Annotated in this window: 10 protein-coding genes; 5 read left to right on the top strand and 5 right to left on the bottom strand. The window is 71.8% G+C overall.

Annotated elements, in window-relative coordinates; translation table 11 throughout:
- Nucleotides 1–44 precede the first annotated feature (44 nt).
- From ACZ4E1_RS02035 to ybaK, 3 genes are read left to right on the top strand one after another with little or no spacing between them, the layout of a single operon-like run.
- Nucleotides 45–1058 (top strand): hypothetical protein, encoded by a 1014-nt coding sequence (locus ACZ4E1_RS02035; protein ID WP_467534906.1) that lies wholly within the window; start codon nt 45–47, stop codon nt 1056–1058.
- A gap of 5 nt (nt 1059–1063) precedes the next feature.
- Nucleotides 1064–1840, top strand: a complete 777-nt coding sequence (locus tag ACZ4E1_RS02030; RefSeq protein ID WP_467534904.1) for an LON peptidase substrate-binding domain-containing protein — start codon at nt 1064–1066, stop codon at nt 1838–1840.
- 19 nt (nt 1841–1859) lie between these two features.
- The gene (gene ybaK / locus ACZ4E1_RS02025) at nt 1860–2366 is read left to right on the top strand and encodes a Cys-tRNA(Pro) deacylase (RefSeq protein WP_467534903.1); all 507 of its coding nucleotides are present in this window, start codon (nt 1860–1862) and stop codon (nt 2364–2366) included.
- A 10-nt stretch (nt 2367–2376) separates the two neighbouring features.
- Here the strand turns inward: ybaK and ACZ4E1_RS02020 are convergent, their stop codons facing one another.
- The 4 genes from ACZ4E1_RS02020 to ACZ4E1_RS02005 form a co-directional block, all read right to left on the bottom strand.
- Complete coding sequence (locus ACZ4E1_RS02020) at nt 2377–3054, bottom strand: DUF2567 domain-containing protein (RefSeq protein ID WP_467534902.1); 678 nt, start codon at nt 3052–3054, stop codon at nt 2377–2379.
- A 278-nt stretch (nt 3055–3332) separates the two neighbouring features.
- Nucleotides 3333–4160, bottom strand: coding sequence for an ABC transporter permease (locus ACZ4E1_RS02015; protein ID WP_467534900.1), 828 nt, complete (start codon nt 4158–4160; stop codon nt 3333–3335).
- Entirely contained in the window at nt 4157–5137 is a 981-nt protein-coding gene (locus ACZ4E1_RS02010) for an ABC transporter ATP-binding protein (RefSeq protein ID WP_467535411.1), read from the bottom strand. The genes ACZ4E1_RS02015 and ACZ4E1_RS02010 overlap by 4 nt, the downstream gene beginning before the upstream one ends.
- A 257-nt stretch (nt 5138–5394) precedes the next feature.
- A complete protein-coding gene (locus ACZ4E1_RS02005; protein ID WP_467534899.1) occupies nt 5395–6651 on the bottom strand; it encodes an NYN domain-containing protein in 1257 nt (418 codons plus the stop codon).
- A 234-nt stretch (nt 6652–6885) separates the two neighbouring features.
- Between ACZ4E1_RS02005 and ACZ4E1_RS02000 the strand changes: the two genes are divergently transcribed.
- A complete protein-coding gene (locus tag ACZ4E1_RS02000) occupies nt 6886–7059 on the top strand; it encodes a hypothetical protein (RefSeq protein WP_399126778.1) in 174 nt (57 codons plus the stop codon).
- A 75-nt stretch (nt 7060–7134) separates the two neighbouring features.
- On the opposite strand, the gene dnaE is transcribed toward ACZ4E1_RS02000, so the two are convergent.
- The gene (gene dnaE, locus ACZ4E1_RS01995; protein ID WP_467534897.1) at nt 7135–10674 is read right to left on the bottom strand and encodes a DNA polymerase III subunit alpha; all 3540 of its coding nucleotides are present in this window, start codon (nt 10672–10674) and stop codon (nt 7135–7137) included.
- A gap of 201 nt (nt 10675–10875) precedes the next feature.
- Here dnaE and ACZ4E1_RS01990 point away from each other — a divergent pair, with 201 nt between their 5' ends.
- Nucleotides 10876–12207 carry a DUF2252 domain-containing protein gene (locus tag ACZ4E1_RS01990; protein ID WP_467534895.1) on the top strand — a complete coding sequence of 444 codons (1332 nt, stop codon included), beginning with the start codon at nt 10876–10878 and terminating at the stop codon, nt 12205–12207.
- The last annotated feature ends 35 nt before the right edge of the window (nt 12208–12242 follow it).

The raw sequence follows: 12242 nt of genomic DNA, 5'->3' as shown, positions 1-12242 counted from the left end.
ATCACCGGTCATCCGCCGGGTCACACACAGGGAGGGCGCAGGGCATGTCCGTCCTTCGTGCCTTCGTCCGCACGGCGCGCATGATCCGTCATCTGGGCCCGCTCGGCGCGGGCCTGCCGCCGGACGACGAGCTGCTCCTCGACGCCCCGGACGAGCGGCTCGCCCCGGCCCTGGTCGCGGCGGGGCGCGGCGAGTACGACCCGGCCGCCAAGCTGCTCGCCCACACCCGGGAGGCGGCCGAGTGGGAGAACCGGGACCGGTACGTGCTGCGGTTCGCGACGTTCGCCGCCGCCCGCACCGAGTGGTTCGACGCCTGGCAGTGCGCGTCCCCGCACGACCCGGACCTGCTCCTGGTCAAGTCCGAGCTGGCCGTGGCCCGCGCCTTCGCCTCCCCCGCCCGGGCCGAGCTGCTGCGGGACGTGGCCCCGCTGATCGCGGCCGCCGCCGAGGCGGAGCCCGGCGATCCGGTCCCGTGGCGGATCGCCCTCGACCAGGCGCGCGGGGCGGGTGCCCCGCGCGGCGCGTTCGAGGAGCTGTGGGCGCAGGCGGTGCGCCGCTCCCCGCACCACTACGGCTGTCATGTCTCCGCGCTCCAGTACCTGTCGGCCGCCTGGTACGGCTCGCACGCCGAGTGCTTCTCCTTCGCCGAGCGCGCCGCGAAGGACGCGCTGCCCGGCTCGCTCCTCAAGGCGCTGCCCGTGCGGGCCGCGCTCGCCTGTCTGACCTCGCCGCAGGCCCCGCAGGACATTCCGCGGGCCCGGCTCGACGCGGCTGCCGACCTGGCCGTCGAGCTGTCGCGCACGTACGAGGCGGCCGATCCGTGGCCCGCCGAGGTGCGCAATCTGCTGACCTGCGTCCTCGTCGAGCTGGAGCGCTGGCCGGACGCCCTGGAGCAGCTGCGGCTCATCGGCCCGTACGCCACGTCGTTCCCCTGGGACCGGCTCGTGGAGGACCCGCTGGAGCACTTCGTGGAGCTGCGGGCGACGGTGCGACTCGAAGTCGCGGCGGTCTTGCCGCTGCTCGGCGGTCCCGGCGCGGCCGGCGCCCATTACGCTTGAGCGTCGTGACCACCGTCCGGCTTCCGCTCTTCCCGCTCAACTCGGTGCTGTTCCCGGGACTCGTCCTCCCGCTGAACGTGTTCGAGCAGCGTTATCGCGCCATGATGCGCGACCTGCTGAAGGCAGCCCCCGAGATCCCCGACACCGACCCGGCCGTCTCCGACGAGCCGCGGCAGTTCGTGGTCGTCGCGATCCGCGACGGGCACGAGGTCGCCCCGAGCGCCGCCGGCATGCCGGACGACGTGACGACGAAGGAGGCGGGCGCGGGCCCGGCCGCCGGGTTCGGCGACGACCCGATCAAGGCCTTCCACGCCGTGGGCTGCATCGCCGACGCGGCGACGATCCGCGAGCGGCCGGACGGCGGCTTCGAGGTCCTCGCGACCGGCACGCGCCGCGTGAAGCTGCACTCCGTGGACGCCTCGGGCCCGTATCTGACGGCCGAGGTGGAGGAGCTGCCCGAGGAGGACGGCGACGAGGCGGGCGCCCTCGCCGAAGGGGTGCTGCGCGCGTTCCGCTCGTACCAGAAGCGGCTCGCCGGGGCCCGTGAGCGCTCCATGACCTCGGGCGCGGACCTCCCGGACGAGCCCTCGGTGGTGTCGTACCTGGTGGCCGCCGCCGCGGTGCTCGACGTGCCGACCAAGCAGCGGCTGCTCCAGTCGCCGGACGCGGCGTCCCGGCTCCGTGACGAGCTGCGGCTGCTGCGCGCCGAAACGGCGATCATCCGGCACCTCCCGTCCCTCCCGGCGACGGAACTGACCCGCCAGGCCACCAGCCAGAACTGACGCAGGAAGAAGCAGCACGTTGGCGAAGAAGGCCAAGAAGCAGCAGGCGCAGTCCGGGGGCACCCCCGCGACGGTCGCGCTGACCACCGCGGGCACCGCCTTCACGGTCCACGCGTACGAGCACGACCCGGCGCACCCGTCCTACGGCGACGAGGCCGCGGAGGCGATGGGCGTCTCCCCCGACCGTGTCTTCAAGACGCTGGTCGCGGACGTGGACGGCAAGCTGACGGTGGCCGTGGTGCCGGTGGCGGGCCAGCTCGATCTGAAAGCCCTCGCGGCGGCGGTGGGCGGCAAGCGGGCGGCGATGGCCGACCCGGCGCTCGCCGAGCGCACGACCGGCTACGTACGGGGCGGGATCTCGCCCCTCGGCCAGCGCAAGAAGCTCCCCACGGTGATCGACGCGTCGGCCGGGTCCCATGCGACGATCTGCGTCTCGGCGGGCCGCCGGGGCCTGGAGGTCGAACTCGCCCCGGCGGACCTCGCGGCGCTGACGGGCGCGGTCCTGGCCCCGGTGGGCCGCGTCTGACCTCCGGGGTTCAGTGCCCCGGGGGCTGCGACTGCGGCTGCGGGGCGTACGAGGTGTAGTAGCCGGCGTACGGGTCCGGGTCGCGCGGCCCGAAAAGCCCGGTCAGGGCCAGGTGCACGATCATCGCCGACAGGGGCCAGGCCAGCAGCGCGCCCTTCGCGTTCAGTTCCAGCGGGGCGTCGAAGACCACGCCCTTGCCGAGCTCCTTGGCGTGCGCGGCGACGTCCTGCGTCGGACCGAGCCAGACGCCGAACCGCCAGGCCAACACGCCGCCGAGCAGCGCGCCCACGGCCAGGCCGACGACGAGCGGGACGCCGCCGCGCCGGCGCCACAGGAACACGGCGGTCGCGGTCACGACACCCAGTCCGAGCGCGAGCAGCGCGAACGTGCCGTCGGCGCCGATGGCCTGCTCCCCCTCGGTGTCCTTCAGGTACACCGCGGTACTGTCCGAGACGAGCGGCACGCGCGGCGCCAGCCACAGCCACAGCGCGCCGAGCACGAGCCCGAACAACGCCACCCCGACCGTCACCACGGCCGCCTCGCGCAGCTCCGTGCCCAGCCCGGGTCCGTCCTCGCGCGGCGGCACGGGCGGAAGATGCCCGGTCATCGGGTCCGGGGCCTGCCAGGGGTCCTGGTGCCCGTCGTTGTGCGGGGGCTGATGCGGCGGCGGTGTCAGCGGTGCGGTCACCCTGACATCGTGCCAGGCCTTCCTGACACCCGCGTCACCGGACGCCACCCCCAAGCCACCGAGCACGGGCCTGTACCGGATCAGCGACTCCGCCACGGGGCGGTACCCGACCAGCGACTCCGTCACGGGGGCGCGACCACCGGGCCCCTGGAGGCGCACGAAGTGTGCCCTCCAGGGGCGCGGGGAACTGCGCGACCAGCCACGACGAAACCCGCACCCGGCAACGAACCGCCAACCCGCAACGGCGCGCCCCCGACCCCCCCGCCCCCCAGCGGAGCTCACCGCACGGCGGCCCGGCGATACGCCCACGTCGCCACCGCCAACGAGGCAACCCCCACCGCCGCACAGACCCCGAGGTCGAGCAGCACGACCCCCCAGTCCGGCCGCGCGGCGAACGACCGCGCGAACGCCTCGACGCCGTACGTCGACGGCAACAGATCCCGCGCGTACTGAACGAACACCGGCATCCGCTCGGCCGGCAGCACCCCGAGCAGCAGCGCGGCGGACATCCCGAGCTGCCCGAGCAGCGTCGCCAGCTCAGGACGCGGCGCGAGCAGCCCGAGCGCGGCGCCCAGCCCGGCGAGCGCGGCCCCGGCCAGCGGGACCACAGCGGCCAGCACCCACAGATGGGTGAGCGGCAGATCGAACATGAGGCAGCCACAGACCGCCGTCACCAGCGTGCCCGGCACCGTGAACGAGGCGTACGCCCCCGCGGCCCCGAGCACGACGGAGGCGGGCGGCACCGGCAGGGTCGCGTAGTGGTCGAGCCCGCCGGCCGCGCGGAGCTGCCCGAAGTACTGGGCGAGCAGGTTCAGCGCGACGAACGCGACGACCAGCACGGCCGACCCGGCGACGACCGCCCGCGCCTCGCCGCCACCCTGATCGACGACCCCGCGCATGAGGATCATGATCCCGATGGACTGGAAGGTCGCCACGAACAGCAGCGGGATCCGGGCCACCCGGGCGCGGCTGAGCTGGGCCTTGTAGACGGCGGCCAGCGAGGGCAGGAAGCGGGCCCGGGGCGCGAGCGCGGCCACGCCGGAACCGGCCGTCGGCGCGGGCTCCGCCACGGCCCCCCGTACCACCGCTGCGGGGACGACACTCATGCCTTCACCAGGCCCTTCACGCCGCTGCGGCTCCCGCCGAGCGCCAGATACACGTCCTCCAGGCTCGGCGTCGCGAGCGTGAAGTCGTCGAGGAAGTCGAAGGCCGGTCCGCCGGTGACGGCCGCGACGGCGGTGCGCGCGGCGTCCGGATCGAGCCGCAGCGACCAGCGCCGCCCGGACTCGACGGCCCGCTCGCGCAGCCGGGCCACCTCGGGCAGCTGCGTGGGGACCTTCTCCCGCCACACGAACTCGACCCGCACCTCACCGGCGACGCGCTCCTTGAGCCCGGCCGGGGAGTCGCAGGCGATGACCCGGCCCTGGTCGAGCACGGCGACCCGGTCGAGGACGGTCTCGGCCTCGATGACGTTGTGGGTGACGAGCAGGACGGTCGTGCCGCGCTCGGCGCGCCGCCGGTCCACGGCGCCCCACACGGCGCGCCGGGCGACGGGATCCATGCCGGTGGTCGGTTCGTCGAGCACCAGCAGGGGCCGCTCGCCGACCAGCGCGGCGGCGAAGCAGGCGAGCCGCCGCTGGCCGCCGGACAGCTTCTTCAGCGGGCGTCCGGCGAGCGGGGTGAGGCCGAGTTCGTCGAGGACGTCGTCGCGCGCGGCCCGCGCCTCCTTGAGGCTGAGCCCGCGCAGCCGGCCGGTGGTCTCGGCGGCGAGCGACACGGTGAGTTCGTCGAGGGCGGTCGACTCCTGGCCGAGGTAGGCGAGGATGCGCGCGGCCCGCTCGGGGTGGCGCACGATGTCGTGCCCGAGGAGGGTGACGCTGCCGGCGTCGGGCCGCATCAGCCCGGTGAGCTGTCGCACGAGGGTGGACTTGCCGGCCCCGTTGGGCCCGAGCAGTCCGAAGATCTCGCCGCGCCGGATGTCGAGCCGCACGTCGTCCGTGGCCCGCACCTCGGGCGTACCCGGCGCTCCGCGCCGCCCGCGCACGGCGGGATACGTCTTCCGCAGCCCCCGCACGGCACACACCACGGCGTCCCCGTCCGGATGCGGGTCAGCCACCTTGGTGCACGTATTCACGAGCAACGAGGGTACGGGGTCCCGCCCCCACCTCCACCCCCGGGTCGGACAAAACGCGCCCCCGGGGCACCCAAGCCATGCCTCCCAGAGCCCCTGGGGGCGCACGAAGTGTGCCCTCCAGGGGCGCGGGGAACTGCGCGACCAGCCACGACGAAACCCGCACCCGGCAACGAACCACCAACCCGCAACGGCGCGAAGCCGGCACCTCACTCCCCGGCGGAGCCCCCCGCCCCGACCTGCGCCCCGGCGGCCCCGGTCCGCACGTCGACCTCCCGCCAGAACCCGGCCCGGATCGCATACCGATCGTGCTCGTCGATCTGATCGTCCTTGTGCGCGAGGAGCCCGAACCGCGCGGCGTACCGCAGCAGCTCCCCGTCGATCCGATGCGGCACCCGGGGATACTGCGTGGCGAGCTTCTGGAGCGCCGCCGGATCCCCGAGCCGCCCCATCCAGCGCCGCGCGAACACCTGCCCCACCTCGTACGGGTCCCCGCCCACCGTCGTGATGTCCTCCTCACGGTCCGCCCAGCGCTGCTCGGCCGTGGTGAGCTGCGCCAGCGTCGGGAGCGAGGCGGCCTCCGGGGGCTCTCCACCGCCGGAGGGCCGCTCGACCCAGCCCTTGTCGGAGGACCAGCGCAGCGTCGCGTTCGCGGGCTGCGGAGCGGGCTGCGCGGCGCCGGGCCCGCGCAGCGCGGCCAGGTCCTTCGGGGTCGGCACGCCCTTCGGGTGCCCGGCCCGCTCCTCCGCCTCGCCCTCGGCCCGCGCGGCCGGCGCGTGCGGTGCGGAGGGCGGCGCGGCCGGGGCCGTGTCGGAGGGGCGCCCGGCGGAGGGCAGCGCGGAGTCGGGCAGCGGGGCGGAGAGGATCGCGGCGATCTCGGGGCGCGGGGCGGGCGGCGGTGCGCAGACCCCGCCGAGTTCCTTGGCGCGGACCGCCTTGGTGATCCAGGTGCGGTCGAGGACGCGCCGCTCGTCGGCCTCGGCGACGAGGTCCTCGGACTGGTTGTAGTCGCCGTCGGCGGCCTGCACGGCCCAGAGGTGGACGGCGACGCCGTGCTCCTTGGCGGCCATCATGCCGGGCAGCAGGTCCCCGTCGCCGGTCACGAGGACGACGTCGGAACAGGCTCCGTTGCGGGCGAGCTCGGTGAGCTCGGCGTGCATGGCGGCGTCGACGCCCTTCTGCGCCCAGCGCCCGTCGCTGCGGGTCAGGGCGCCCAGGCGGACCGTCACGCGGGGCATGACGCGGAGCCTGCGGTGCTCGGGCTGCGGCACCCGGTCGGGGGCGCCGTCGAACCAGTAGATGCGCAGGAGCGGCCGTTCGGTCTCCGTCTCGGCGCGCTCGCGCAGTCCCTGGATGAGTGCGGCGTGGTCGACATGGATGCGGGAGCGTGAGGGCTCGCCGGCGAGGAGGCTCGCGGCTGCTCCCAGCAGGTATCCGGCATCCACCAGGACGATGCAACGGTCCACGCGATCCACCCTCTTTCGCCGACACGCCCGCGCGTTCGCTTGGGGTTTCCTTCGAGTCTGCCCGACCGTGCCGGGGTTAACGGCCCGAACTGGATCTTCGGCGTGGCGGACTCGCGCGGTCCGCCGACGCATCCCCTGTCACGGACCGTGAATCCCTGAAATGCGACCTTTGTCGACTTATGTGAGTCTGAACGCGGCCCTGGCCCCTAGATCCCCCGCAGGAGGCAGATCACCATGGCCAAGAACCGTAAGCAGAACCGAAGTCAGCAGAAGCAGTCCCAGGCGTCGTCGCCGCAGGAGCAGTCCCGGTCGCAGGCCATGGAGGCCGAGGCGAAGTCGGCTCAGCAGCAGGCGTCGCCGATGGACATGGCCCGCAAGCACCGTGAGCGTCGCTTCGGCCACAACTGATCCAGCCGCACGCGGCACACGCGAGGGGCGCACCCGGAGGACCCGGGCGCGCCCCTCGCGGCGTGGTGCGGCGGCTCAGCCGGCCAGGCAGGACGGGCCGAGCAGCACCTTCAGGTCGCCGTAGAGCGCGGGGTCGGGCTTGACCCGGTGGCGGTCGAGCCGGAGCACGGTGGTCTTGCGGGGGCCCTGGAGCTTGATGCGGACCTCGCTGTCGCCCCGGTGGTTGGCGAGGATCTCGCCGAGGCGGCTGACCATCGGCGGGGTCACCTTGAGGGCGGGGATGGTGAGGATCACCGGCGCGTTGGTGCCCGCGTTCGACAGGTCGGGGACCTGCATCTCCATGGCGACCAGGCGCGGCACGTCCTCGCGCTTGTCGAGGCGGCCCTTGACGAAGACGACGGCGTCCTCGACGAGCTGGGTGGACACCAGCTGGTACGTCGCCGGGAAGAACATGCACTCGATGGAGCCGGCGAGGTCCTCGACGGTGGCGATCGCCCAGGCGTTGCCCTGCTTGGTCATCTTGCGCTGGAGGCCCGAGATGATGCCGCCGACGGTGACGACGGAGCCGTCGGAGTAGTCGCCGCCGGTGAGCTGGCCGATGCCCGCGTCCGCCTTGTCGGACAGCACGTGTTCCAGGCCGAACAGCGGGTGGTCGGACACGTAGAGGCCGAGCATCTCGCGCTCCTGGGCGAGCAGGTACGTCTTGTCCCACTCGTCGGTGGAGAACTCGACGTCGAGGCCGAAGCCGGGCTCGTTGCTGTCCTCCTCCCCCATGCCGCCGAAGAGGTCGAACTGGCCCTCGGCCTCCTTGCGCTTGACCGCGACCACGTTGTCGATCATCGGCTCGTACTGGGCGGTGAGGCCCTTGCGCGTGTGCCCGAGCGCGTCGAAGGCACCGGCCTTGATCAGTGATTCCGTGGTCCGCTTGTTGCAGGCCGCGGCCTCGATCTTGTCCAGGTAGTCGGGGAACGAGCTGAACTTCCCCTTCGCCTTGCGGGCCCGGACGATCGACTCCACCACGTTCGTGCCGACGTTGCGCACGGCCTCCAGGCCGAAGAGGATCACGTCGTCGCCCTGGGCGGCGAAGTTGTGCACCGACTCGTTGACGTCCGGCGGGAGCACCTTGATCTTCATGCGCCGGCACTCGTTCAGGTAGACGGCGGACTTGTCCTTGTCGTCCTTCACGGAGGTGAGCAGCGCGGCCATGTACTCGGCCGGGTAGTTCGCCTTCAGGTAGGCGGTCCAGTAGGTGACCAGGCCGTACGCGGAGGAGTGCGCCTTGTTGAACGCGTATCCGGCGAACGGGACCAGGACGTCCCACAGGGCCTGGATCGCCGCGTCCGAGTAGCCGTTCTTCTTCGCGCCCTCCTGGAAGAGGACGAAGTTCTTCGCCAGTTCCTCGGGCTTCTTCTTGCCCATCACGCGGCGCAGGATGTCGGCCTCGCCGAGCGAGTACCCGGCGATGATCTGGGCGGCCTTCTGCACCTGCTCCTGGTACACGATGAGGCCGTAGGTCAGGCCGAGCGTCTCCTTCAGGGGCTCTTCGAGCTCCGGGTGGATCGGCGTGATCTCCTGCCGGCCGTTCTTGCGCTCCGCGTAGTTCGTGTGCGAGTTCATGCCCATCGGGCCCGGCCGGTACAGGGCCGAGACGGCGGAAATGTCCTCGAAGTTGTCGGGCTGCATCTGGCGCAGCAGGGAGCGCATGGGGCCGCCGTCGAACTGGAAGACGCCGAGCGTGTCACCGCGGCAGAGCAGTTCGAAGGTCTTCGGGTCGTCGAGCGGGAGCGAGAGCATCTCCAGGTCGATGCCCTTGTTGGACTTCACCATCTTGACGGCGTCGTCCATGATCGTCAGGTTGCGCAGGCCGAGGAAGTCCATCTTCAGCAGGCCGAGCGACTCGCACTGCGGGTAGTCCCACTGCGTGATGGTGACGCCGTCGGTGTGCCGCACCCAGATCGGGGCGTGGTCGACGATCGGCTCGCTGGACATGATGACGCCGGCGGCGTGCACGCCCATCTGCCGGACCAGGCCCTCGACGCCCTTGGCGGTGTCGATGACCTTCTTGACGTCCGGCTCGTTCTCGTACATCCCGCGGATCTCGCCCGCCTCGCTGTAGCGCGGGTGCGAGGGGTTGGTGATGCCGTCGAGGTCGATGCCCTTGCCGAGGACGTCGGCGGGCATCGCCTTGGTGAGGCGGTCGCCCATCGCGTACGGGTAGCCGAGCACGCGCGCGGAGTCCTTGATCGCGTTCTTGGCCTTGATCTTGCCGTAGGTGCCGATCATGGCGACCTTGTCGGCGCCGTACTTCTCGGTCACGTACCTGATCACCTCGACGCGCCTGCGCTCGTCGAAGTCGATGTCGACATCGGGCATGGAGACGCGCTCGGGGTTGAGGAACCGCTCGAAGATCAGTCCGTGCGTGATCGGGTCGAGGTCGGTGATGCCCATGGCGTACGCGACGATCGAGCCGGCCGCGGAGCCTCGGCCGGGGCCCACCGCGATGCCGTTGTTCTTCGCCCACATGATGAAGTCGGCGACGACCAGGAAGTACCCCGGGAACCCCATCTGGATGATGATGTCCATCTCGTACTCGGCCTGCTTCTGGCGGTCGTCCGGGACACCGTCCGGGTAGCGGCGGGCCATGCCGCGGCGGACTTCCTCCTGGAACCAGGTGACCTCGGTGTAGCCGTCCGGGATCTCGAACTTCGGCATGAGGTCGCGCTTCTCGAACATGCCGGTGGTGTCGATCTGCTCGGCCACCAGGAGCGTGTTGCGGCAGCCCTCCTGCCAGGCGTCCGAGGAGTCGACGGCGTACATCTCGTCGGTCGACTTCAGGTAGTAGCCGGTGCCGTCGAAGCGGAAGCGGTCGGGGTCGGAGAGGTTCTTGCCGGTCTGGATGCACAGCAGGGCGTCGTGGGCGGTCGCCTCGTGCGCGTACGTGTAGTGCGAGTCGTTCGTCACCAGGGGCGGGATGCCGAGCTTCTTGCCGATGTCGAGCAGGCCGTCGCGGACCCGGCGCTCGATCTCGATGCCGTGGTCCATCAGCTCCAGGAAGTACCGGTCCTTGCCGAAGATGTCCTGGTACTCGGAGGCGGCCTTCAGGGCCTCGTCGTACTGGCCGAGGCGCAGCCGGGTCTGGAGCTCACCGGAGGGGCAGCCGGTGGAGGCGATCAGGCCCTCGCTCCACTGGGAGATCGTCTCCTTGTCCATGCGGGGCCACTTCTGCAGCCAGCCCTCGGCGTACGCGTCCGAGGACAGCTTGAAGAGGTTGTGCAGCCCCGTCTTGTTCGCCGCCCAGATCGTCTTGTGGGTGTAACCACCCGAACCCGAGACGTCGTCGCGCTTCTGGTGCGGCTGGCCCCACTGGATCTTCCGCTTGTTGCGCCGGGACTCCGGGGCCACGTAGGCCTCGATGCCGATGATCGGCGTGACGCCCGCCTTCTGCGCCGTGTGGAAGAAGTCGTACGCCCCGTGGAGGTTGCCGTGGTCGGACATCGCGATGTGCGTCATGCCCATCTCGTTGCACGCCTTGAACATGTCCTTCAGCCGCGCGGCACCGTCCAGCAGCGAGTACTGGGTGTGGACGTGCAGGTGCGTGAAGGGCGGCTTTGACACGGTTCGGGCCTCCAATGGCGAACAGACGGCGACCGGCTGAAGACAGCGCGGAGATACCTCGGGGGACAGCTTGGAAGTCTACGACCGGCGACTGACAACCGGCGGGCACTCCGGAGTACGGTCGGACGTTGGACGAGGCAGACGCCCTGTCCTGCGTGTCGCACGAGCCCACGCACCACCCGTACCAGGAGGCACCCCGCGATGCCGGACCCGCAGCCCACCGCCGAGCAGCGCGGCGAGCAGATCCTCGCCGTCTTCGACACCGCGTTCGGCGAGCTGCTCGCCGCGGACCCCGCCGCGTTCCGGGTGAAGTTCCGCAAGATGGCCGCCTCGGCCTTCGCCTTCTACCGCGGGACGGCGTGCCTCTTCTACCACGACGTGGAGCGCGAGCAGCACGGCGGACCGTACCTGGACGACCGCACCAGCCGGGTCTGGATCCACGGCGACCTGCACGCGGAGAACTTCGGCACGTACATGGACGCCACGGGCCGCCTGATCTTCAACGTGAACGACTTCGACGAGGCCTATGTGGGCCCGTTCACCTGGGACCTGAAGCGGTTCGCGGCCTCCGTGGCGCTGATCGGCTACTCGAAGGCGCTCTCCGACGAGCGGATCACCGACCTGGTGCGCACGTACGCGGCGGCCTACCGCGAGCGGATCCACGCGCTGGCGACGGGCGCGAAGAGCGACGAGGTGCCCCCGTTCACGCTGGACACGGCGGAGGGCCCGCTCCTGGACGCGCTGCGGGACGCCCGCGCGCTGACCCGCTTCGGGCTGCTCGACTCCATGACGGCGATCAGCGACTTCGAGCGGCGCTTCGCGGACGGCGGCGGTGCCATCGAGCTGGACGCGGCGACGCGCTACAAGGTGCTCGCGGCCTTCGACGGCTATCTGGAGACGCTGCCGGAGTCCTCCCTGTCCCGCCCGGACTCCTACCGGGTCAAGGACGTGGTCGGGCGGCGCGGCATCGGCATCGGCTCCGCCGGCCTGCCGTCGTACAACATCCTTCTGGAGGGCAACAGCGACGCCCTGGAGAACGATGTGGTGATCTACATGAAGCAGGCGCAGACGCCGGCCGTCTCGCGGCACATCACGGACGCCTCGATCCGTGACTACTTCCAGCACGAGGGCCACCGCACGGTGATCTCGCAGCGTGCCCTGCAGGCGCACGCGGACCCGTGGCTGGGCTGGACCGAGCTGGACGGCTCGGGGCAGCTGGTCGCCGAGGTGTCGCCGTACGCGGTGGACCTGGACTGGGGCGACATCGACGACCTGGAGGAGATCACGGCGGTCGTCGCGGACCTCGGCCGGGCGACGGCGACGATGCACGCGGCGGCGGACGACCTGTCGGGCCAGTCCCTCGTGCCGTTCTCCACGGAGCGTGCCATCGACGCGGCGATCGCGGCGGACGAGGACGGCTTCGCGGACCTCCTGGTGGACTTCGCGCACACCTACGGCGCCCGGGCGCGCGCCGACCACCAGATCTTCGTGGACCTGTTCCGCAACGGACGGATCCCGGGCCTCGCGGGCTGACCCGGGCCGTCCAGGCGGCGATTCCATAACGCACA

The organism is Streptomyces sp. NPDC025806, assembly GCF_055558275.1.
This window is presented reverse-complemented; position numbering and strand designations above follow the sequence as displayed.

What these genes read in the sequence shown, in the direction of transcription:
- ACZ4E1_RS01990 (WP_467534895.1), top strand. Translation starts at nt 10,876, where the DNA reads ATGCCGGACCCGCAGCCCACCGCCGAGCAGCGCGGCGAGCAGATCCTC.
- ACZ4E1_RS02035 (WP_467534906.1), top strand. Translation starts at nt 45, where the DNA reads ATGTCCGTCCTTCGTGCCTTCGTCCGCACGGCGCGCATGATCCGTCAT.
- ACZ4E1_RS02015 (WP_467534900.1), bottom strand. Translation starts at nt 4,160, where the DNA reads ATGAGTGTCGTCCCCGCAGCGGTGGTACGGGGGGCCGTGGCGGAGCCC.
- ACZ4E1_RS02000 (WP_399126778.1), top strand. Translation starts at nt 6,886, where the DNA reads ATGGCCAAGAACCGTAAGCAGAACCGAAGTCAGCAGAAGCAGTCCCAG.